We start from the raw sequence: 23,870 nt of genomic DNA on the forward strand, positions 1-23,870 counted from the left end.
ATTTTTGAACACATAAACCCAACAAAAATATGGCTCACACTTTACGCTTATACACACTGAAATATCACGCTTTTTTTCACACTCCTATACGGTAAATCAGCCGTTTCAGCACTTCTAAATTTTCGATTACCCCTCAGTAAGACCTCATGAAAAGTTGTGTGGTTTTTTACTGTTATGGGAGACCTTTATTTCAAATAAACAATCTGACACATGAGATTTATGAATTACAAAAACACACTACTATTGACGTTGTGCCTGCTATACTATGCAAGCAGTTATGCCCAGATTGGAAATGTCATTTGGGAAGACAATTTCAATACGCTCAATACTGATATCTGGAATGTTGATGTGGGAGATGGTTGTGACCAAGGACTTTGTGGATGGGGTAATGCCGAGTTGCAATGGTACAGTGAAAACAATGTCTATGTAGAAGAAATACCTGGCGAACCGGGCAACTATGCCTTGGTTTTGGAAGCCAAAAATGAGGCTGCTGGAGGAAAGTCTTTTACGTCAGGTAAGGTACAGTCCAATTCCAAACTTGCCATGCAATATGGGCTATATGAGATCAGGATGAGAGTACCCAACCTAAACAATGGACTTTGGCCTGCGGCATGGATGTTGGGCACCAGCACCATTGGTTGGCCCGGTAAAGGAGAGATTGATGTAATGGAAATGGGACACAGCTTGGCAGAACGGACCAGACAAGGACATGCCAGCGCATCAGTGAACAACTTTGTGGGCTCTAACTTGATTTTTGCTGCCGATGCAGCCTGTTCTGAGGCCAATCCATCTTGTGCAGCAAGCACCGCCTATGATGTAGATTATGACAAGCCATATGTTTCAACTACCCCGCTGAATGACCGCTTTGTCACTTACCGTCTTTACTGGACTTCTACAGAACTCAGGTTCACCATTCTTGATAATGGTGTAGAATATGACCTGTATGAGGCACCTTTCGTGATTGGTGAGGAAAGCACTGAGTTTCAGCAACCATTTTACTTGCTTATGAATCTGGCAGTGGGTGGGACTTTTACGGATGCTACAGCCAACGGACAGGTGACAGCACCACTACCTGCCAAGATGTATATTGACTATATCAAGATTTCGGAATACAACGGAGAGGGAGAAGTTTTCTTCGGTAATATCAATCCACCTGAGACGGGTACTTTTGGAATATTTACAGACAATACACCGACTTCGAACAAGTTACAGGCAGGAGTATCTTCAGATATTTATGCTTGGGGCAATCTTGTGGAAGGAACTACGGCTCCATATGAAGGCAGTGAGGTAATCGCTTGGGAGTTTAATGCTCCTAATAACTGGTTTGGTGGAGGAATCGTTACCCGTCAGGCAAGGGATATGAGTAACTTCGAAGGTGGTAACCTTAAGTTCAGAATCAAGATTCCGGCTGATGTCTCTTTCAGAATTGGGGTAACGGACAATTATACCAACCAGCAATATGTAGAGTTTCCTGCCAACCAGACCAAATACGGATTGGTGAGAAATGGAGAATGGGGACAAGCCACGATCCCAATCAGTGATTTGCAGGGAGGATTGATCGCCTTGCAGTCAATGCAATATATGTTTGCCATAGTAAGTGTTGATGGTGCGTTCCCTACTTCCAACTTCCAACTCGCATTGGATGATATCTACTGGGAAGGTGGCGGTGCTGAACCTGACCCGGTACTGACTTCCATCAGTGTTACGCCTGCTACATCTTCTATTGACGTGAATACAACCCAACAATTCAACGCACAAGGGTATGACCAGAATGGTAACCCGATAAATGCGAGTATAACCTGGTCTGCAGATGGTGGCAATATCAACAGTGCAGGTCTGTATACTGGTACCGCTGTAGGTACTTATAATGTTGCAGCAACTTCAGGAAGTGTAATAGGGACAGTAGCCATTACAGTGAACAATGTAGGTGTTACAATCCCAGCCCGTCTAGAGGCAGAGAACTATACTGATATGTTTGGGGTACAACTTGAAGCCACAGCTGACACTGGCGGTGGCCAGAATGTAGGCTGGATAGAAGCAGGTGACTGGCTTGAATACCAGATCAGTGTACCTACAGCTGGAGACTACAATGTATCTTACCGTGTGGCAAGTGAGACCACAGGAGGTAGCATTACCTTATCTGCAAATGGCGTAAATAAAACGACTACTTCTTTTACAGCGACAGGAAGCTGGCAAACATGGGCAACTGTTTCTGACGTTGTCAACCTTTCAGCAGGTTCAAATACAATCAGGCTTACAGCAGATAACGCTGGCTGGAATCTCAACTGGCTGGAGTTCTCTGAAATATCCTCAGGTTTCTCTTCACAGATTGAGGCAGAGGACTATGCCGTGATGAGTGGCATGCAAACAGAAGCCTGCACAGAAGGAGGACTGAACATAAGCTACGTGGATGCTGGCGACTGGATTGTATGGGATATTAATCTGCCTTCATCAGGTACTTATAATGTGGAATACCGTGTAGCAAGTCCTAATGATGGTGGCATAATCCAGCTGGAGCAGGCTGGCGGTAGCCCTGTATTCGGGACCGTGAATGTGCCAAATACAGGAGGTTGGCAAAACTGGACCACTATCTCACATAATGTCAGTCTCAATGCCGGACAGCAGCAAATTGCGATCTCAGTACCTACTGGTGGCTGGAATCTCAATTGGCTAAGCATCAGCAGTACCAGTGGAGCAAGGCTAAGTGGTGTACCAATGCAGTCAAAAGACTTGGGTAAAGTACTGTTGTTCCCTAATCCTGCCGAAAGTCATTTGAGCATAAAAGGAATTGAGGAAACGATGAAGGCATCCATATTTGATCTCTCAGGTAAAGTGATCATCAAGGACATACTGGTTGAACCAGCAGGTAAAGTGGATGTCTCCAACCTGCAAGCAGGTTTCTACTTTATCCAGCTTCAAGGTAAAACCCAACAGACACTTCGCTTTATCAAAAAGTAAAATCGTAACAGTGTAACTACACTTTTTATTACCCTTAAAACCAAAACTGATGAAAACAGTAACTAACCTCAAAATACTGTTTGTGATGTGGGTGTGCCTTGCGATTGGGCATACCGCATCTTCCCAAAACTGGCAGCTTGTCTGGCAGGATGAATTCAATGGTAGCATAAGCTCAGACTGGGTGTTTGAGACTGGTACTGGCTCCGGCGGCTGGGGCAACAATGAGCTTCAATACTACCGTCAGCAGAATGCTACAGTAGAAAATGGCAATCTGGTTATCACTGCCAGACGTGAAAGCTTTGGAGGCATGAACTATACCTCTGCCCGCATGAAAACACAAGGTAGAAGATCATGGAAGTACGGGCGTATAGAAGCCCGAATCCAGATGCCTTCCTTTACTGGTTCATGGCCAGCATTCTGGATGCTCGGAGACAACATCTCATCTGTCGGTTGGCCATCATGTGGTGAGATCGATATTATGGAGCATGTAAACACCGAAGGTCAGACCCACGGAACTATTCACTGGCAGGATCATAACAACTCTTACGCCAGCTACAGTGGCAGTACAGGTGTGAATGTGACTGGTTACCATATCTACGCCATTGAATGGGATGCCAATGCCATCCGTTGGTATGTTGACAATACCCTGTTCCACGAGGCTAGTATTGCCGGAGGTGTGAACGGTACTCACGAGTTCCATAACAACTTCTTTGTCCTTCTGAATATGGCAGTCGGTGGAAACTGGCCCGGATTCACGGTTGACAACAACGCATTTCCGACAAGAATGCTGGTAGACTATGTACGTGTCTATCAGGCTTCTTCTTCCCCAAGCTTTTCAACACAGGTAGAAGCGGAGAATTATGCCGTAATGAATGGCATCCAGACCGAATCTTGTGTTGAAGGAGGTCTAAATGTTGGGTGGATAGATGCAGGCGACTGGATTGTCTGGGATGTCAACCTGCCTTATTCTGGTACTTACAATGTAGAATACCGTGTGGCAAGCCAGAATAATGGTGGTGTCATACAATTCGAGCAGGCTGGTGGTAACCCTATTTTCGGCTCTATTGGTGTACCGAATACAGGTGGCTGGCAAAACTGGACAAGTATTTCCCATAATGTCAACATGAATGCAGGTCAGCAGCAAGTGGCAATTTACGTTCCTGCGGGAGGGTACAACCTCAATTGGTTGAAGATCACAAACGCAAGCGGTGCCAGACTCAGTAGCAGTTTGGCCAATGAACTTTCTGTTGATGCTATTCTTCTGTTTCCTAACCCATCAGAGAGTCAGCTTAAAGTTGAGGGATTGAAAACGGAAAGTGCTTACTCCATTTTTGACCTGAGCGGAAAACAGGTTCTGAAAGGAATCCTGAAACCTAAAGGTGCTGTAGACATTCAGCAACTGAAAGCTGGTGCCTATATCATGGAGCTAGGAACCGGATCAAAGCTGAAGTTTATCAAGAAGTAACCTAATTTATTCAAAGCTGCCATTCATTTGGCAGCTTCTTTTTACCTCCTAAATACTTATCATGAAAACCAAACACGATCTACTTTCAATAACCTATAAATCTGTAATTTCTATCATCTTCGTACTGATAGGAAATATGGTAATAGCACAAACATTACCATATCAGCTTGCCAATAATTCTGACTATGCGGATGATCAAATCTATGTAGCAGTAGTGGGCATTACAGGCGGGCATGTATGGGTTGATCCCGTAACGGGTCAGGTTCACCAAATGAGTCAATCTGACAATACAGTGGCGGGTCCCGTTTATGGAGGCAATATGGGTCCCGGCAATAACGGGCTTTATGCCAACTGTTTCAGAAAACTAAGTGACATTCCAAACAGGACACTGAACCTTCCTCAAATTGCAGGATGTCGTATATTTATTGCTTTTCAAAGCCAATTGTACCTTTACTTTTTTGGCTACTCAGGTGCTCCGAGTGGTTATGCAGCCCCGAATCTGCAAAATGCGACAGACCCCAATCAAGGAATCAAGTTTGAGATCATAGAATTGACCTACAATAACTATGGTCTTTGGTGCAACACGACCCGTGTAGATTCCTACCAATATCCAATGGGATTGGAGATTTGGGGTGGTAACAGCTTCTACAAGAAAGTAGGTGAACTAAAAACCCATCAGCAAATTCTTTCAGAATGGCAGGCAACAGCTCCTTCAGAATTTCAGGGACTATTGGATGCTGGTACATCGACTATCCACTTTCCGACCAAGTCCACTACGTTTCCACAAAGCCTGATTCAGAATTATATTGATCAGATATGGTCTAAATACAGTTCCCAACAATTGGTATTCAATTCTGGAGATGCAGGTACATGGCGAGGAAGTGTTTCAGGCAGCAACTTTGTCTTTACCAGAGACAGTGACGGACAAGTGGCTACTATTCCTGGGAAACCAACCACTGTCATGGCAATGGAAGCCAGCGGTGTAATGGCGTCAGGCGGACAGTGGGATTTGGTGGTACAGGCTCAGATAGCCGCTGCAATTAACCGACATGCGATTAACCTGAATCTGGGTTCTGGAGTTCTACAGGATTTCAGCAATTCAGGCGCTTATTACCAGACTTGGCCTTATAACTGGTATGCAAAATTCTGGCACAGGTCAGACATTTCGAATGATGGACAGACCTATGCCTTCTCCTTTGATGATGTATTCGATCAGTCGGCGACCATTCATACCCCAAGTCCAACAAGTATCAAGATTACAATTGGTGGTTTTGCCGGACTGAATAACAACAACGGTGTGGCTACAATGTATCAGCATTGCAATTATGGTGGATATGCTATATCTCTGAATACAGGAAGCTATACACTGAGTCAATTACAGTCTATGGGAATTGCCGATAATGACATCTCATCACTGAGGGTTCAAAGCGGCTACAAGGTGACTATGTACGACAATGCGAATTTCACAGGCAATTCAATTGTTAAAATGGCTGACGATGATTGTCTGGTGAATGAAGGTTTCAATGATGTTCTCAGTTCAGTAGTAGTTTCACAAGTCTCAGCAGGCTTCTCAACACAAATTGAAGCTGAGGATTATGCAGTAATGAGTGGGATACAAACAGAGGCATGCTCCGAAGGTGGACTAAACGTTGGTTGGATCGAGACAGGTGACTGGATAGTTTGGGATGTAAACTTACCTGCTTCCGGTTCTTACAATGTGGAATACCGTGTAGCCAGTGCTAATAGCGGAGGAGTAATTCAATTGGAACAGGCTGGTGGTAGTCCAATATTTGGTACTGTGGGCGTACCGAATACGGGAGATTGGCAAAACTGGACTAGCATCTCTCATAATGTCAACATGAATGCTGGACAGCAACAGGTTGCCATATATGTTCCAGCAGGTGGATACAACCTGAATTGGTTGAAGATCACTTCTAATAGCGGAGCAAGAGTTGCTTTTGAGAAAGAACTTGACCTTGATGCTGCAAAGATCAATATTTATCCGAATCCGAGTAGCAACAAGTTAAATATTCAATTACCTTCAGAAGAATCTATTCAAGCCGTTCAACTGTATGATATGGCTGGAAAAGTGGTGAAAACATGGTTACACCCAACCTCAGAAAAACAGGCTTTGGATATTTCATCCATCAAGGCAGGAATTTACATCTTAAAACTCAAGACAAATGTGCAGGAAAGGGCTTTTAGGGTGATCAAGGAATAAAGAATACTAGTGTTAAATTAGATATAAGCCGTTTCCGTTTGGAGACGGCTTTTTTACATTGTCTCACCAATTCGACTATTTAGCTTGTCTGTGAAATTCATTCCCTTGAGGTTGTTTTGAATACAAATATCTCTGAATTCCTGTGTACAATAAAGGTGTCTATAGTGATCAAAATTTGATTTGAAAATTGACTTGGAACCAACTGATTCAGGATAAAAATCAAGATGCTTTACGCCAATTTCTCCAAACTCATCATACATTTTTTCAGATTTAGAAAAATCAGCTTCAGCTATTGCATGAACAACAAAAAGGTGGAACTGCTCACCGTTATGATCAAATGGAAGCAATTCTCCAAACGACTCTAGTATATTTTCAAGTAACTTTAATGCTCTTGGAGATAGTACCAAACTAGTATTGTTCCAGATGAAAATATCCGGAGTATCGCTCATCACCTGACTATCTGTTGTTGTCATATCATAAAATACTCCATGACACTTCGGCCAATATTTACCTATAGGATTTATGGATGTTCTCAGCTCATCAAAAATATCGTCATGATATGCATCAATAAGTTTGTAAGTATCTACTTCAAGGATTCCATAGACGCTATTGAGTGCTTGTAATCTGTAATAATACATTTTGAGTTTTTTTATATTCCTTCACTTTGTGGACAATACAATTACAGCGGATAAGAAAACCTCACCTTATTTTTGGCAACCCCTCCAATCCGTTTATAAAACTTGATAGCCCCCTCATTGAACTCAGGTGTTTGCCATTGGATATTGACACAATTATGTTCTTGGGCTATTTCAATTAGCTTTCCCATTATTTTTTCACCTATTCTAAATCCTCGGTAGGCAGGCTCAAGATATAAGGTATCCAAATACAAAAAGGTCTGTGCATCCCAAGTGGAGAAATCAAATGTAAAAGAAAAATAGCCAGCCAGCTCTGCATTGGACTCCACGACATAACAAAACACTTTTGGCTTCTCTGAAAAGATTGCTGTTTTCAGTTGTGCTACTTTGTTTATTTCGGAGTATTCGGCTTGTTCATAGGCAGCATGGTCCCTGCACATTTCTACTAACCTTGGTAGTTCCTCTTCCCTTATTGCTCTGATTAGGTGTTCCATTGTAAATTGATTTCAGTTTGCAAAAATTCAATGAAGTGATGAAAGTATTCAGGGTATATCTTGTCCTTAAGTACAGCTATATAGTGTTTCCTTTTTAAGCCACTTCTACCAATCTTGACAGCTTTCAGCGAACTGTCTCGTAGATAAGGTCGGGCAGCCCACTTTGCCATAGACATGATACCCATCTCTGCCCTAACCATTTCGACAGAGGCTTCTGTAAGGGGTAAAGGGGTTATTTTTTTAGGTGAAACTTTGGCTGGTCCCAACAACATTTGATGCACTGTCACCGTCTCAAGCGGCAGTGAGTGAATCAGTAAATGTTCATTTTCAAAGTCTTCTGCAAGTACATATTTTTTATCAGCCCAAGGGTGATTTTCAGCTACCAGCATAATGACTTCATCCTGAAAAAGCGCAATGTATTGGATATTATCATCCTTGACTACATCACTAATGATAGCCACATCCAAAGTATTTTCCAGTAATTTATTTAATGGATAATGTGTTGCTTCCACGACAATTTTCAATTCAACATTGGGGAATAGCTGATGGAATTGTTTTAAGACTGATGGGAGCCAATGATAGCTTGAATAACATTCTGTACTGATTCTGATTTCACCAACTTCTCCAAAAATCAGCGCCTTTATTTCCTCTTCCGTATCGGATAGCTTTGCCAGAATCTCATTGGCGGTACGGTACAGTTTTTCTCCTGCTTTTGTCAGGATCAGCTTTTTGTTCTGGCGCAAAAAAATCTTTGTTCCCAGTTTGTTTTCTGCCTCTTTCAGCTGATGACTCAGTGCGGATTGTGTCAGGTGCAATGTGTCGATTGCTTTAGTGATGCTGCCTTCTTCCACAATCGCTTTTATAAGCCTTAAATGTCGTATTTCCATGACGGCAAAGTAACAAAATACTTTATTGGGTTTTTCATGAAAAGTTTTGATGATTTTGATGAATTCTTTTCGTTTTTCTCGCATTGGATCCCTGCATAGTTTTGCCTCATTCTTAAACTTAAACACAAGCAAGATGACAGAACAAGTGAAATATTATCAGGACAAACTCTCTAATGAAATGGACCCTTCAGACTTGTTTGATGCCCTGAATAATGGGGAAAACATCATTCCGGTAGATGCCCGCAAACCTTTTGGATACGAAGCAGAGCATATTCCAAATGCCATTAATATTCCTCACAGGGAAATGACTGAGGAAACCACAAAACATCTGGATAGGGATGCACTTTATATTACCTATTGTGATGGTATTGGCTGTAATGCCTCTACCAAAGGAGCCTTGAATATGGCTAAACTTGGCTTTAGAGTAAAGGAGCTGATTGGAGGGATTGAGTGGTGGAAATTTGATGGATATGCCACTGAAGGAACAAAAGCAGAAAAACATGATGGCTTAAAGATAGAATGTGCTTGTTAAGCTTATTCAGCAGGGTAAATACAGTTTCTATTTGCCCTGCTGTAATAGCCTTTCTATTATAAATGCCCCAGTTCATTGTTGATAATCTTATGAACGTGCTTTCTATCTTTTTTCCTTTTCCGTGACTTATTTTCTCTTGAAACCTTATTCTGGTCTGAATCGAAATGCATCTCACATTCTACTAATAAGGTCCCTTGTTTGACCATCAGTCCATTATATGGACAATGACTTACACCACAATCGTGTTTGGCATATACCCCAAAGTTTCGATGTTTGATTTTCTTTTCTGAAAGAATTTTCTCTTGATTTCTTCGGATTTGTTCCCATAACTGTCGATCATCTGCCTCAGTCATTTCCAAGCCCAATGTTTCCAATTCCTTATAAGTAAAAGGATCTTTCAGTTGTAAAAAGTCATAAGTCTTCTGAAAGAATTGGTTGGCAAAATCCCTTATTTTGATTTGCTGATCCAAACTAAGCTGCTCATTCTCAACAATGGAACGGTAGAGACCCAACACATTAAAATCTGTGTATTTCTTATGGTTCTCAATAAATTGGAAGTACTCCACAAATTTTAATTGGTTAAACTGTTTTCCTATTTGCATAGTATGGCTGTTTTTAATGCTTTTGTCATTATATCTTAAAAGTTGAAGAAATATATCAATGCTGATTAAAAAAAAATCAGTCAGTAATAAAAAATACCTTTTATTCTGATAAGAAAATCTCTTCAAACTTTGCTTCTATATCCAAAACTTCAGAAGCTGTTAAAGCACTAAATTCTTTCTCTTTTGCCCGCTTCGAGAGCTTGCCACTATACTGTTCCAAGAACCTAACGAGCAATGCTACCATCGTATCAGGCATTTCATACTCATTATCAAGGTATCTTTTAAACTCATCATACTGACGTAAATAGGTAACCTCCTCAGGTATGATATGGTGAATAGTATCATAAACACAATCATACAGGAATTCTGCCTGTCTTGTCGCATCAAAATAACGGTAGTAATCCACTGTATCATTCAATACCTCCACATTATGGTCAGGTGTTTCCTTCCAGTCAATAAAGTCAAGTAGTGGTATTGAATAGCTTTCCAATACCTCACGGTAATCATTGATATGGTCAAGAATTGAAGCAGAAACAGGAAAAATAATTCCTTGCTGTGTCAAGCCTTTTTTCGCCAAAATATGATGAATCAGGTAACGATGGATACGCCCATTCCCATCTTCTAGTGGATGAATAAATACAAAGCCAAAAGCTATCAGTGTAGCAGCCAGAACAGCATCAATATTACGCTCCAAAAGTAGTTGATTGGTCGCGACCAATCCTTCCATAAGTGTTTCAAGGTCTTGCCAGCGTGCAGAGATATGTTCAGGAACAGGCTCTCCTGACAGGCGGTCATGTTCACCTACAAAGCCTCCTTTTTGTCTAAGCCCAATCGTCACAAATCGGGCATTTTCAATTACTATCTGTTGCAGACGGATTACCTCCTCAACATTTAAATCCTTGCTACCTGCCTGACCAATTGCCTGTCCCCATCGAGCAGCCCTTTTGCTTTTTGGGTTTTCACCTTCAATGCTAAATGAAGCCTTAGAGTCTTTCAGCAGTAAAAATGCTGATGCTCTTTGTAAAATATCCTTTCTGATATTCTCTAGGTAACTGTTGTTCTGAATCGACAGTTTGGAATCAATATACTGATCCAACTTCTCGGTTCTAAAAATCAATGGACAAAACAGACGTGTTCCCGGAAGGTTATTGATGACCAAATGGCGAGGCGATTTTACCCCTTCTACACCATACTGCAACTTCTCATCCAGCAAGGGTACATAGCTTTTTTTACTAAGATCATCTAGTCCCGACAGCACTTCTCCCCTCACCCATTCGATCAGAAACCACATTTTTCTACTATACTGGCCTGTCGGTTCAATGCTAACCAATTCACGCAATTCAGCCTCCCCGTAATACTTGCACAACAGACTAAAGAATAACAGGTTTACCCCTTCATATTTGAGGGCAAATGTAAGGTGTTTATACAGTGCTTCTACTTGTGATAGATCAGTTTGATCATCAGGTAAATATTGCTTGGGAAATACTTTCCAAAAGTCTGTCTGGTATTTCCTGTTCTTTTGGCAAATCACCGCCACCTGAGCCGGTTGAGGCATTGGCAACTCCAATTGGTGTATAATAGCTCCATACCCGACAATCAAACCTTCTTCAGGAAGCTTTCTGCCATAAAAAATAGGTGCTGAAAATGAAAAGTGAGCGCTAATTGACATATAATGTATATTTTGAGCGCAAAATACTGAGATTTTAGCTTTTGGAAAAATAGGAACTGATAAAGTATGATCAAGCTATTACCCTAATAATAGCTAAATCATCAGTTACTATATGATTCCACTCACTTTTGAGCAATCGAACCTTTCTATCAAGAAAATTATTATGTTCTGACAACTTGCTATCAATCAATAAGTAGTGAATAATCTCCGTTTCAGATTTCTGACCTGACTTATTATCAAGATTTTTGAATGTAAAGATACCATCTGTACAAATGGAAAGGTCTTTAAACTCTGAAACCGAGTATCTTTGCTGTTGGCTTTCAAACCATTCTTCAAAGTTATCATTTAAATGATATCCCAAATAGTCAGGCTTATCATCTTGCTCATATTCAATCAGTTTACCATCTACACAAATCAATCCATCTCCGACAGTAAAGAACTCTGCCTCTGCACTCTCAGTATTTACAATTCCAATAATAAGCGTTGAAAGTAGCTCGTTTGTTTCTAATCCAAGCTGATTTTTAATAATACCAGCTTCTACGAATAACTGCCTGATTACTTCCTTTAGTTTTAACGTTAGTGATATTGAGCTATTGGAAACAAACTCTTCATAGAACACCCTCTTTGCAATATTTCTTAACACCTTTCCAAAAAGAATAGAAGCAAATACCGACTCTGTCCCCATAGTACAACCATCCAAAACAGCTATTAATTTTTCATCAGTTGCTATTTGCTCTTCAACTAAAAAGTCCTCACAATAATTTGTATGGAATGCACCAATATACAATGTTTTATAAATTCTCATTTAGTTATTTTAAGTTCCTGATAGATAGTTAATGCTTACATTACATTGTGAATTTTTTCTCTTTTATAAGAAAAAACAAGCTTCCCTTAACACTAAAAACACACTCTGCTTATAGGAGTTTAAAAACTCCTAAAAACAAATTTCAACAAAAAAAAGGCTTAATCAAACCATAAAAATAAATCCCAATTCACCTCGACACTACTCTACTGAGAGTAAATATAAACCTCTCACAACTTAAACTCACTGAATAAAAAATCTCCTTTTTTTTAATTAATTCCCAAGTAAACCCCTCACTATTTTTTCAAAAAAAAACATTAGATATCAGTCTATTAATAATAGGTTAAGTAAGGTAATATTATAACCTAAATATTTATGATATTTTGCTATTTAACAACCTCCTTTTTCTCTTCAGCATCACTAGTATATTACACTAATTATATAAGTCAATAAAGTATACAAAATGGATCAGTTTTTGAGTGATTTATGTTGTTATTTTTTTTGAAAATCAATACTTACTACAATGAAAAAACTATTTATTTTTTTATTATTTATTACAGCAATTAGCTGCTCAGAAGATAATAAAGATCCTGAAAACAATTCAGGCAATACATTTTTCAATCAACTCACTGCTAATGGACAAATTAAAAGTGGTCTAAGTTCTGAAGAAGTATTAAACTTAACTAATATTGAAAACCCTGACAATAGAACTTGGGGCTTTACTTATGACTATAATAAATGTCCATTTACAGGAAACAACGCAACTCATTCTGTTGACTTCTACTTTGAAAATGACGCCTTATATAAAATGAGTGCTCATATTTCTTACGATCAAGATTTCACCCCAACACTTAATCAAGTAAGTGATTGGATAAAGGATGGATTTAAATCCTTTACTTTCATTGGCGAATATCAAAATACACCAACTATTACAGATCATAGATTTGAAGATGGCAAAGGAAACACCATTTACCTAAGCCATGATTCGGAAACAGATCTAGTAAGTTTAATTATGTATATCAATGATATTGATGCCCTGTAAAAATAAAAAGTCCACTCATATAAATGAGTGGACTTTTTTTATTATAAAACTCAAAAAATATGACACAAAATACAACGAAAATTAATAATCAATATACATTCATGTTATCATTAACACATATCATATTTTAAAAATTAACATATCTTTATTTTATTAATAAATAATCAAAAATCTACCGCAACAACATTATCAAAAATAGCTTCTTTCCCTTTAACTTTATAAAAATTAGAATCAAATCTAATTGAAATCACATTATCTCTATCATACATTTCTCCCTTATGATAAAAATCATTTATAGAGAAAGAGAATTTTTCTTTAGAAAACTCTTTAACAAACTCTTTATATGAAAAACAAGGCTGTAACCTAGTGTTTATGCTTTTAATTTTATCTTTAATTTCCACTCTATCATTAGCACTTGCAGGGTAAGTAAGAATAACCTGTCTTTTAATATTTTCTTTTTGATCAAAATGAATATAATTCATATAAGAATCATAATTTACTTGCTTTACTTTATCTAGTGACTTTAATTCATTTTTACTCAACTTATCAATAGAAGTATATGCTCTAATTAATATTCTTTTTTTCACTTGTAACTCAAAAGAACAAAATACTTTACATATATAAACATGACCAATAACCTCTCCTTTCTTATATCTATCTTTTTCTAGTTCAAATCCTTCAGCATATATCATACGGTTAAATATCACTTGACCTATTCCATCTTCTGTACCAACCCATTCTCCTATTTCAAATAATTCTTTCATAAACTATAATTTATCAAGATTACACATCATAGTTAATATCGATAACTGAGCAAAGTCGAAGTCCAAAAAATAGCCCTTCAACTTCGCTCAATGAACATCAAGAATATTGTTAATTACATTAACAACATTTCATCACAATTCTTTATGCAACTTAATATGATTCTCTTTATCCATAAATTCAATGTTCCTTGGATCAGACATTTGAGAAGGATCATCTTTGACAAATTTTTTATGATGCCCCTCTATATTTTTATTCTTTTCATATTTAACGCCTAAACCTTCAACACCACTTGCTTGATCTTTTTGAGCATCTCTTACACCATTACTTCTCATATTTCTTTTAAACTTCTTCTTTTCTGATGCAGGCAAAGCATTATATATCTTTTCTACATATTTATTTTCCAAATCTTGTAATTTCTCATATGCTTTTACTACTTTCTTTCCAAATTTTGTTGCACCATAAGCATCACCTGCCACAGGTATTAACTCGATTGCAGTTTCCCACCACTCACTTTCTAATATATCTAGCACTTCATCTAAATCTTTTAAGAATTGTTTGCCCATTTTTTTAGACATATATTTTGACAACCTTCTTTTAATTTGATTCTTAGCATATGATTTGATTCCTGCTTTTATACCTTGTTTTACAACCATTTTTGCAAGTACTGATATAGGGCTTCTTCCATCTGGATCAAATAAATTAATAGGGTTATTAGAAGAATAATTATAAGGGGTCCACTCTGCGAATTTCTCTGCTTTAGGATCCACACTTAACCAAATACTTGTCCTTGGGTCATAGTACCTCGCTCCATAATAGTAAAGTCCTGTCTCTGCATCTAGCTCCTTCCCATTAAATAGGTATGGGGTACGGTGTGTATTGCTATGCTCCTCCACAAAGGTTTCGCCAAAGGCGAAATACTCCAGGTGCTGGTAAACCTCACCTGTAATATCCGTTATATAGCTGGTATTCCCCAAATGATCCGGATGGTAGAAGTATTGGAACGTTTCGGTATTGCTTTCGCCTCCAATAATCTGCCCTGGAGGCACCTTACCACTTTTTCCGGCTGTCAGGATGGTGCCGTCCATGCCCAAGAATTTCAGGTTACGAACAATTGCCCCTTCCATATCCGTTTGCTTCTTGCCGTAGTTGACCTTGCCGTTACCTGCTGTTTTCAGTGGTCCCTTTCCGTTGTTGTCCCAGCCTCCACCAAGCTTACTGGTAATGCGCTGCGATTCGATATAGTAGTGTTTGGTATAACCCCCGCTCTTGAGTACCACATAAGGGTTCAGGTAGATGGTCATATTCCCAATACCACTGGTACCGCTTTTCTTCTTACCATTGACAAATACCTTCTGTCCGCTGCTGCGTCCTTTGATCACCCTGTTGCCTGCTGCATCATAAATATACAGCTGTGCGGCTCCGTTGTCAAAGATTGCACGGATACGGTTTTCCTCATCCCAAAGCAGATTGCGACGCTGTCCACTTAGCTCATCATCCCAACCGGTCTGGTTACCGTTGGCATCATACTCATAGGTATAATTACCGATCTTGATTGGGGCATGGGCGATGCTGCCACCATAAGTATACGATTGATCGTAAGTAGTCTTACGCTGCTTGACCCAACTTCCACCTTGACCACCAGTTCGCTCATGCAGCTGATTCTTGCGCTCAATACCTCCCACCTTGTTGTAGGCCATTGCCAAAGTGTAGCGGTGTTTCTCATTGCTTCCTTCGTAACTTCCTGTAGCCTCCGTCAGGCGATATAGGTCATCGTACTTGTATTCGTAAATGTTTGAACCTCCCATCAGCTCCGAACCTGGCACCTGTACCTTATTCTCTAGCATGGTGATATTGTCCATCCTATCATAGGTATAGCTGTTGTTCATAAACTGCCTTCCTGCTTTGGTCTGTGCCGTCAGGTTGTCCAACCTGCGTCTGTCTGCCTCATAGGAATAAGTGGTCTTGGTTCCGTTTCCATATGACAGGAACACTCTCTGCTCAAAACGGTCATACCCTAGCTGGGTAACATAGTTGTAAGTTGCATTTTGCTTCTTACCCTGCATACTTTGTAACAAGCCACCTGTATTGTAGGTGTAGGTAACCTCTTCCCCATCAGGGTAGACCATGGAAGTCATACGGTTCCAGGTATCGTACGTCCACTCCGTTTGGTAAGTCTGCTCCCCGTGAATCGGCACCACCACTGTACGGATGTTTTTCACCACCTCTCCAAGAGGACCATAGAAGAATTCCTGTGCACCAGACCCGTCTTCCTGCAATACAATTCGACCAGCTCTGTTATGATTCGCTCCTGCTTCCCCGTAAGTATAATGTACGTTATTCTCCGGATGCTCAGGATAGGTGATATCTGTCAGGCGCTCACGGTCATAGGTATACTTGACAGGCTCTGAACCAGCTTCCCTCAGGTTGGCCGTTATCAGCGCAGTCATATTACCCACCTCGTCGTAAGTATATTCTGTTAGTCCATTGTCAGGATGCTGTCTGCTTGTACGTCTGCCCAACCAGTCGTAAGTAGAGACCGTGATAAAGTCAAGGGCATCCGTTGCCGTCACCTGCTCGTTGATAGCATTATAGGTAAAACTTGTCCAGACAGGTCCTTGCTCAGTCATTCGCTTGACTGCTGTATTCCTTCCCCTGATATCAGCAAACTGTTCGGTTACCTTACCTTCCGCATCCGTGCTCTTGGTCATAAACTGCAGGACGCCTTCTCGGTCTGTACCGAAGCCGTATGCCATTCTAGAAATAGCATTGTCTGGCAAGGTAATTTTCAGGGTACGATCCATGACATCATACTCCGTAACGGTTGGAGCCGCAGAGTCATCCACATTTGGATTGAATACGATATCACCAGACCCATTGGCTGTTTTATCTTCCACTGTTGGGTACCAAACCTTAGTCACTCTTCCGAAGGCATCAAATTCCTGCTTGCCGGATACAATCATGACTTCCTTATCCTCTCTGCCTTCTCCCTCAAAAGTGGCACCGTCTTTCTTGGTTTGGATTACCCTTCCCAGTCCGTCCATAAAGGTCGTGGTCACTAGGTCATTCTTCGGGTGTGCCGGATCAAAGTGGTTGGTCAATGCCCAAGGAATTTCCGCATCCGGATTGTAAGTAAAGGATAGAGTAGCATTTCCTCCCTTCTGCTCGTAAGGTCCCGTGATATGGGTGATACGTCCCTTGTCATCGAGCTTATAGGTGATCTTCTGCTTATTTAGGTCTGTGGTGCTCAGTACAGCCCCAAAACGGTAATCATAAGCTGCTTCTGACTGGTAGCCATAGCTGTTACTCACCTTCTCAACATAAGTATTCACTGTCTGGTCATAGACATATTCCAGTTTCAGTCGCTCTCCCTGCTCGTTTTCAGGTCTCTCGACCGTCTTCAGGTTTCCGTAACGGTCGTATGTATAGTCATATACCGATACCTGATCCTCGCTAGCATACATCCTGATCTGGTTCACATCCAATGTCACCGGATCGATATCAGACTCCCTGAAACGGACAATCTCGTCCTGATGCGTCACCTCAATCGACTTCGGTACGCCTATTCTATCCAAACCTGGCACTACCTGATAGGCAATTGTGGCTTTCAGGTCATCCGCATCGGTGGCATCCCCCTTGTCTGTAAAGACAGTGACGTTACCGACATTGTCATACTGATAGGTGGTCTCAGTGCTTTTACCTGCTTGCTGCTCTCCTTCATAGAAAAGCTGTTTGTTGGCTACGATTGCCGGGAATACATTCTGTACACCACTCACTTCTGAAACATCTGCCAGCTCGTTACCAGTAAAGATATCTTTGAGCTTATACTCATTGATTTTCTCAACATAAGGGTTGCCCGCTGCATCTTCCAACAGTTCCCTTTTCAGAAGTCCCCTTACATAATAGTTATCGTTATCAAATTCCTGAATCAGGCGCTTGTAGACCGGTGCCGCTTCTTTTGCCGTGTCATGGATACGGGTCTCCACTTTGTTGAAACCATAGAAGTCACGCTCTCTTCTGTCGTACTTGCCACCTTCATAGGCATATGAGGTGCGCATCCTGTCTATGCCATCTCCTTCATGTCCGTCATGCATTTCCACAGCACTCAATACCCACTGGCTATTCGGCATCTCAAAGGTGCTTCCCTCCTGTTCATATTCCAGTGAGATTTCAGCACCAAGCGGACGTTTCACTACCTTCAGCAAGTTGGTCCTACCGATTGTAGACTTGGATACAGATATATTTTTGGCACTTTTAGACTTCAGAAAATCAGGATACCCATCTCCGTCAATGTCTGAAAAACGTGATTGCTCCCTATGAAGTCCTTCTGATCCATTCCAGTTTGGATTGATATAGATCGTGGTAAACCATAAGGTAATATTAAAAGTAAAGGCTACATTGGCAGATGCATTGATTGACTCGCTTTCATTAATTTTTGAAGTACCTTCAATCAAATGAATCTTGTCAAAACCCACTCCTGTATTAAAGTAAGTGGTAACTTCCCCATCATCGTACCTAACCTTGTCCACCAGACCATCACCGTTGAGGTCAGTATAAGCAAAGGTTGACTTGTTTTCAGATCTTGCTAAGGAGATACCGGCAGCAAAGGCAGCAGATTCACTTCCTGAAGCTTTACTAATACCAAAACCACCCCCATAGCTTTTACTTTCAGAAGCCGAAAGCTTATTCAGATTCCAATTTTCCGGTTCCGATAAACGGTAACCAAGGTTCAAGCGTACAGTACCATTGCTATTTACCTTATCAGGAAGTCCATCACCATTGATGTCCATCCATGTTGCATCTCCTTTATTGTCTCCTTCACTGTAGTTGCCATTGATAGAACCACTTACTTTACCATCAGAACTTGAAGAAGTCACAACCTTGACATTCGTAGATTTGGGTTCAGGTTTAACTTTTGGAAAACCACCAACTGCAGCTCCTTTTGAAGTAGATTCTGACTTATCGATTGTTCCTGAAATGGAAGAAGTAAAACCACTTTCCAATTGTCCTGTCGGCAATGTATACTGCACCCCTTTGTCTGTCACGATATCAGGGTAGCGGTCACCGTTCATATCCATAAAGTCAGCCCTTACTTTTGTCTCCCCATCGGAATAACTCACGTTTCCGCCTATTCCTACATAACTGCTGCCTCCGGTATAGGAATCTGTCTTGGTTTCACTGATCTTATTGATACCCCGAATAACCTGACTTTCACCTGACTCCACAATGGCAGTTTCAGGGTCAATATTGTCTATACCCATTCTGGAGCTACTCATGATCTTGCCATCCAGATAGGTCAGGTCATCATACCCTATCCATATATGACGTTCGCCATTGGCATAAAGCATAATAAAGTCTGCCTTGGATGGATCATAAGCATTTCCTTCCAGCTCTTCAGGCGTCTGATAGTCGCCTGGCGTATATGGGTTATTGTTTTGTCTCAGTTTTTCGTCAAACTTCAGCTTGCTTTGGTCAATAGGGGCCTCTCCTTTTTCCCTGTTTCCATTATAGACAAACTGTCCCCACTGTCTGTATAGCGGTCCGAAAATGATATCCCATTCCACCTCTCCGTAAACAGTATGCAAACCTACAGGCGCTGTAATGGTATCCTGTGCTATGACGAATGCCGTTCTTTGAAGGCGTTTGGCCAGCCGTTCGTTGTCTGTATGGTATTCGATATACAGGTCTGTTTCGCCATCAAGGTTGACCGTCACTTCATTTCCTTCTTCCACTACCCCATTTTCAACAGATAACTCCTGCTTTGCGATAAGGCTGTCTAGCTTTTTGATTGAAAAGTAAAGTGTTCCATTAAAGTCTTTCAGCGAAAGATTACCTGCTCCTTCCGTATCCACTTCAGCAAATGGCTTTATGATGGTTGTATTGCTTTCTGGGCGGTAAGGCGCCACCACCTTCAACGTGTTTGGATACATGGAGAATTCTGCAATTCCTTTTGTCTCCAAATCAAATAAACCATTCTGCAGGTTCTGGTTGAGGGTATCGTTGGTCAGGCTGAGGTAGTCAACAGACGGTTCACAGACAATGGCAGACCAATCAATAGATGTCTGTGACTTCACCTTAAACGCAATATTATCCCCTTCCAGCACTGGCAGGTTATCTAACTTAACCAGCTCATTCTGGAAACTGTCTTCAGCCGCAAAAGTCAGGGTCTGAAGTGTATCTAATATACCATTCCCTTTCTGTTGGATTACCAATACATCCACAGAGTCAGTCGTTACAGGCTTAGAGAATTGAACGGTTGCCGCTACATTTCCATCCAATGGCATCACCACAGACATTGGAGAAGAAAGCACAAAATCCTCTTCTGCATCAAAGACAAATACTCGCTTGCCATTGGCGTCTACCCTTTCCTCGTCTTCACCTCGGTACGAGATTTGGGGAGCCCATTCTACCTGATCTGCTTCCCCATTTTCAATGGATTGTACCCTAAAGTAGAGTTGCTCCCCTTTGGACACCTTGATATTGTTGACATTGGTTGGTTCCAATACTTCACTGCTTCCGGCTCCCAACTGTGCATCCCATAGGCGCTTGCCGTTGTGCTCAATTGATAGTCTTACCCCATCCGCTGCCGGAGCAGGCTCAGAAGGAGGAATCAAGTGGGCAGGTGCCGTCACTTTTATCCTACCGTCATATGGAGCTCTCCATACCCTTACAATATCATGCAAAGGGTTCTCATCAATTGCTTCTTCTTTTTCCTGTGGGTCAATCTCAAAGATATTTTGAGCAATTGCCCCTGCATTTGAAATTTCGTTGTAGGTACCTGCACTTTCTGTCATGAATGTGATCACTCCCGTCTCAAGGTCAATGGTATTGAAGTATGCGATACCATTATCAATGACATCTGGCAGACCATCACCGTTTACATCTGTAAAATATGTAGAGGTGGTAGACTTTGTCTTGGATTTGCCATAGCCTACAAAAGCTCCTGCACCGCCATAACCAAGGTGTGCCTCAAAACCTTTCCTGCTTGTCTTGCTTTTTTCCTTGTAGAACCTACGCAACCCATTGATTGGAATAGGCGCACCGAATTCTTCACTGCCTTCCAGCTTAGAGATATTCGGGTAATACTCCGCTTTTCCATCCTTCACTGTTACCTTATCTGGCAATCCATCACCATTGATATCAAGCATATACACAAGTCCTTTTGACTCTGCTCTTGACTGACCATAAGAACCCCCAACGGAATTACTTTTGTTTGATCCAGTACCAATTCCTACGGTTACAGTCATGCCTAATCCGCTTTCAGAAGAAACATTACCACTGAAGGCTGAAGACTGGTCGCCAAATCCCTTGTCTGGATCAGACAGTAACAAGCCTGCATGTATTTCCTTGTCCCCTGCTTTCCATTCTTCCTTCTCTGCAAACTTCAGTGTATAACTATCACCATCCTGAATCACATTGTTATAATACTCCAATGTATGGGCATAGAAAAGATTATTCTTGGCATCAAGCTCCTTAATTTCTTCCAAAAGACTTTTATGGAATGCTCCTTCCTTGTACTCCAGCTCATAGGCTCTTATCTGCTCACCAGCTAACGATACTTCTATACGTTTAAGTAGGTCTGCATCCGCTGAGACGAAACCATAGTTACCCCTAGTGGATACATCCTTCCTTGGCCATCCAGTAGACTGCAATTCCCTGTCCCTGACAAAGCGCACTTCGTATTTACCTTCTTCCTGATCAAATCCGGTATAGGTGATGTGGGACAGGTACAACTGCTCCGCATTTCTGCTCTCACCTGTATGTGATTTATAAGTAGATTCTGCAGCGTAGTGATATCTTACAAAGTTGCCATTCAGGTCCCTGATTTCTCTCAGATACCAGCTTGCGATACCTTCTCTAGAACCGTCGGTACCTACTGGGCCTTTCAGTACTGCATCCAGTTCGGATGAAGGCGATTTGCCATAGAAGTACTTTGTTCCTGACTTATCAATTACTTCCCACCAGTAAGTGTCTGGCGTATTGCCATGGCGTATAATCTTACTGAATGATCCTTCAATTCTTGGATAGAAAATCTTGTCGCCCGATCCGTTTCTGGCTACCTTTTTCCCCCTATGTGCCATTGGGGTCAGCTGCTCTCCGTTAAAAGTGTAGGTTTCTGTCTCGTTCTCCACATCATAACGTGGCACACCCCAGCGAACATCTACGGAAAACTGCGGAATCTGCAATCCCCAACCCATACCAAGCCAACCATTGCCTCCACCACTGTTGTAGGAAATTGCCAGCTGTGGCTGCATGCCCTGTCTGCCTGCCGGTAACTTTAATGGATACTGCATGGACGCATTACCCATCGAATTGGCTTGAGGTGCTTCTATCAGGTTAATGCCTGCAGCAGGATTGGCTGCCTTGATATCCTTAATAGAGGTAGAATTGTATGCGGCTGTTTCCGGCGACTCAGGTAGCTGGATTACCGCATTAATCATATCGGTAAAGTGCATCGTTTTTGAAAACACTTCTGTACTCATTGCCAGTACTGTATCTCGTTCCAATGGTACCCAATGGTGGGCACTTTCGTCAAAGAAATAAGTCCTGATTTCCTCGTCAGAGAAACCCTGCGGCAACCTTTCAGTATCATATGCCATCTTGATGGATACGGCAGAATCGAATAGCGTCCCATGTGGCAAAAAGCGGAATCCATCTGCACCTGCTGTTACGTTAACCATACCAGCATCCAACGGTGGCAAGTCTACCTGACGAAGCGTCGTCACAGATAGTGTTGTTTCCTTTTTCACGGCTCCCTTTGGCGCTGTCAATTCTACTCCTTTCAGTTTCAGTGTTCTCTCTGTATTGGGAGATACTACCTGCTCAGCTGTTACCCATTCCTCTACCTGTGTATGGGTAAAATGTGCTACCCCTTTATCTTCTACCACCACTTTTCGGGTAAGGGTCTGTCCATCAGGATACTTGATTTCAACTGGAACAGTATTGTTTGTCAGCGAGGCCTCAGAGGTCAGCAATTCAAATTCTCCATGGAAAGGTTTCACTTTCTTTCCACCTACTTTTACTTCCACATGATCCTGCATACTGCCAGGCACAAACCCTTTGATATAGGTTTGCTTATTTGCCCCAACTTGTTGTGTAGTGGCAGATACCACTACCTCATGCGCCTTCTGGACAGAACGATTTTCTATCTCAATGGCAACATTTCTGACCTTATAGCTGTATTGTGCTCCCTCAGGAATTGTAAACCTCACAATGTTATCTCCTGACTTTAGCCAGGAAATATCCACTCTTTCACGTTGTGTGGACCAACCCTCATACTCCTGTACCATATAACCTCCTATTGAAAGTTGGTCATTGATACTTCTGGCTACTGAACGGTGGTCCTTCACCCCATTCAAGTCATAACTCAACCATACTGCTTGCCCATCTTCAAGATTAGCAGGCAATGCTATATGGAAAATATTGTCATAAGGATTATCCATTGGCTGATCGGTAGAGATACCGATAACCCCTTCCCCTCCAGCTGAACTGTAGCGGATAGCCTTAACTTTAGATACTGTCTCTGCTTGATTCACTACTGTATCAGTACTTACTGTGTCAGTAGCAACCATCGTAGTTTGAGACTCCTGCTGCTGAGCTTCATGCTGCTCCAGTGAAGCTGGAACTGTGACAGGAGTTTTTTCTAAATGCAGTCGGTCCTGAATGGCATATCCCAAAAGTGAAACCAAGCCAACAGTGATTGTCAAAAAAAGTAGTTTTTTCTTCATAAGAATATCAAAAAAGTATCCCTCAGGGGTAAACCTAAAATGGATAACTAAAAGCGTTAAAAGCGATTTCTTT

The 23,870-nt window shown here is 41.3% G+C and carries 13 protein-coding genes; 5 read left to right on the top strand and 8 right to left on the bottom strand.

What is annotated here, in order from left to right:
* Positions 1-219: 219 nt before the first annotated feature.
* The 3 genes from V6R21_RS01815 to V6R21_RS01825 all read left to right on the top strand — a co-directional run bounded on the left by V6R21_RS01815 (position 220) and on the right by V6R21_RS01825 (position 6,644).
* Positions 220-2,958 carry a carbohydrate-binding protein gene (locus V6R21_RS01815; RefSeq protein WP_334240334.1) on the top strand — a complete coding sequence of 913 codons (2,739 nt, stop codon included), beginning with the start codon at positions 220-222 and terminating at the stop codon, positions 2,956-2,958.
* Positions 2,959-3,007: 49 nt separating this feature from the next.
* Entirely contained in the window at positions 3,008-4,423 is a 1,416-nt protein-coding gene (locus V6R21_RS01820; RefSeq protein WP_334240336.1) for a carbohydrate-binding protein, read from the top strand.
* A 61-nt stretch (positions 4,424-4,484) separates the two neighbouring features.
* Positions 4,485-6,644 (top strand): beta-1,3-glucanase family protein, encoded by a 2,160-nt coding sequence (locus V6R21_RS01825; protein ID WP_334240338.1) that lies wholly within the window; start codon positions 4,485-4,487, stop codon positions 6,642-6,644.
* 53 nt (positions 6,645-6,697) lie between these two features.
* Here V6R21_RS01825 and V6R21_RS01830 read toward each other — a convergent pair whose 3' ends face one another.
* From V6R21_RS01830 to V6R21_RS01840, 3 genes are read right to left on the bottom strand one after another with little or no spacing between them, the layout of a single operon-like run.
* Positions 6,698-7,282 carry an imm11 family protein gene (locus tag V6R21_RS01830; RefSeq protein ID WP_334240340.1) on the bottom strand — a complete coding sequence of 195 codons (585 nt, stop codon included), beginning with the start codon at positions 7,280-7,282 and terminating at the stop codon, positions 6,698-6,700.
* Between the two features lie 41 nt (positions 7,283-7,323).
* On the bottom strand, positions 7,324-7,773 hold the full coding sequence (locus V6R21_RS01835) for a GNAT family N-acetyltransferase (RefSeq protein WP_334240342.1): 450 nt from the start codon (positions 7,771-7,773) through the stop codon (positions 7,324-7,326).
* On the bottom strand, positions 7,761-8,744 hold the full coding sequence (locus V6R21_RS01840; protein ID WP_334240344.1) for a LysR family transcriptional regulator: 984 nt from the start codon (positions 8,742-8,744) through the stop codon (positions 7,761-7,763). Before V6R21_RS01840 ends, V6R21_RS01835 begins: the two co-directional genes overlap by 13 nt.
* 49 nt (positions 8,745-8,793) lie before the next feature.
* Between V6R21_RS01840 and V6R21_RS01845 the strand changes: the two genes are divergently transcribed.
* Complete coding sequence (locus tag V6R21_RS01845) at positions 8,794-9,192, top strand: rhodanese-like domain-containing protein (RefSeq protein WP_334240346.1); 399 nt, start codon at positions 8,794-8,796, stop codon at positions 9,190-9,192.
* A gap of 56 nt (positions 9,193-9,248) precedes the next feature.
* On the opposite strand, the gene V6R21_RS01850 is transcribed toward V6R21_RS01845, so the two are convergent.
* The 3 genes from V6R21_RS01850 to V6R21_RS01860 all read right to left on the bottom strand — a co-directional run bounded on the left by V6R21_RS01850 (position 9,249) and on the right by V6R21_RS01860 (position 12,268).
* Positions 9,249-9,794, bottom strand: a complete 546-nt coding sequence (locus tag V6R21_RS01850) for a hypothetical protein (protein WP_334240348.1) — start codon at positions 9,792-9,794, stop codon at positions 9,249-9,251.
* 100 nt (positions 9,795-9,894) lie between these two features.
* Entirely contained in the window at positions 9,895-11,463 is a 1,569-nt protein-coding gene (locus V6R21_RS01855; RefSeq protein ID WP_334240351.1) for a Fic family protein, read from the bottom strand.
* 70 nt (positions 11,464-11,533) lie between these two features.
* Complete coding sequence (locus tag V6R21_RS01860; RefSeq protein ID WP_334240353.1) at positions 11,534-12,268, bottom strand: protein phosphatase 2C domain-containing protein; 735 nt, start codon at positions 12,266-12,268, stop codon at positions 11,534-11,536.
* A gap of 520 nt (positions 12,269-12,788) precedes the next feature.
* Between V6R21_RS01860 and V6R21_RS01865 the strand changes: the two genes are divergently transcribed.
* A complete protein-coding gene (locus V6R21_RS01865; protein WP_334240355.1) occupies positions 12,789-13,307 on the top strand; it encodes a hypothetical protein in 519 nt (172 codons plus the stop codon).
* 164 nt (positions 13,308-13,471) lie between these two features.
* On the opposite strand, the gene V6R21_RS01870 is transcribed toward V6R21_RS01865, so the two are convergent.
* Both V6R21_RS01870 and V6R21_RS01875 read right to left on the bottom strand, forming a co-directional pair.
* Positions 13,472-14,071, bottom strand: a complete 600-nt coding sequence (locus V6R21_RS01870; protein ID WP_334240356.1) for a hypothetical protein — start codon at positions 14,069-14,071, stop codon at positions 13,472-13,474.
* Positions 14,072-14,203: 132 nt separating this feature from the next.
* Positions 14,204-23,797 (bottom strand): SpvB/TcaC N-terminal domain-containing protein, encoded by a 9,594-nt coding sequence (locus tag V6R21_RS01875; protein ID WP_334240359.1) that lies wholly within the window; start codon positions 23,795-23,797, stop codon positions 14,204-14,206.
* Positions 23,798-23,870 lie beyond the last annotated feature (73 nt).

The sequence above is a fragment of the Limibacter armeniacum genome, assembly GCF_036880985.1.
Lineage (GTDB): Bacteria > Bacteroidota > Bacteroidia > Cytophagales > Flammeovirgaceae > Limibacter > Limibacter armeniacum.

What these genes read in the sequence shown, in the direction of transcription:
- V6R21_RS01815 (WP_334240334.1), top strand. Translation starts at nt 220, where the DNA reads ATGAATTACAAAAACACACTACTATTGACGTTGTGCCTGCTATACTAT.
- V6R21_RS01820 (WP_334240336.1), top strand. Translation starts at nt 3,008, where the DNA reads ATGAAAACAGTAACTAACCTCAAAATACTGTTTGTGATGTGGGTGTGC.
- V6R21_RS01825 (WP_334240338.1), top strand. Translation starts at nt 4,485, where the DNA reads ATGAAAACCAAACACGATCTACTTTCAATAACCTATAAATCTGTAATT.
- V6R21_RS01830 (WP_334240340.1), bottom strand. Translation starts at nt 7,282, where the DNA reads ATGTATTATTACAGATTACAAGCACTCAATAGCGTCTATGGAATCCTT.
- V6R21_RS01835 (WP_334240342.1), bottom strand. Translation starts at nt 7,773, where the DNA reads ATGGAACACCTAATCAGAGCAATAAGGGAAGAGGAACTACCAAGGTTA.
- V6R21_RS01840 (WP_334240344.1), bottom strand. Translation starts at nt 8,744, where the DNA reads ATGCGAGAAAAACGAAAAGAATTCATCAAAATCATCAAAACTTTTCAT.
- V6R21_RS01845 (WP_334240346.1), top strand. Translation starts at nt 8,794, where the DNA reads ATGACAGAACAAGTGAAATATTATCAGGACAAACTCTCTAATGAAATG.
- V6R21_RS01850 (WP_334240348.1), bottom strand. Translation starts at nt 9,794, where the DNA reads ATGCAAATAGGAAAACAGTTTAACCAATTAAAATTTGTGGAGTACTTC.
- V6R21_RS01855 (WP_334240351.1), bottom strand. Translation starts at nt 11,463, where the DNA reads ATGTCAATTAGCGCTCACTTTTCATTTTCAGCACCTATTTTTTATGGC.
- V6R21_RS01860 (WP_334240353.1), bottom strand. Translation starts at nt 12,268, where the DNA reads ATGAGAATTTATAAAACATTGTATATTGGTGCATTCCATACAAATTAT.
- V6R21_RS01865 (WP_334240355.1), top strand. Translation starts at nt 12,789, where the DNA reads ATGAAAAAACTATTTATTTTTTTATTATTTATTACAGCAATTAGCTGC.
- V6R21_RS01870 (WP_334240356.1), bottom strand. Translation starts at nt 14,071, where the DNA reads ATGAAAGAATTATTTGAAATAGGAGAATGGGTTGGTACAGAAGATGGA.
- V6R21_RS01875 (WP_334240359.1), bottom strand. Translation starts at nt 23,797, where the DNA reads ATGAAGAAAAAACTACTTTTTTTGACAATCACTGTTGGCTTGGTTTCA.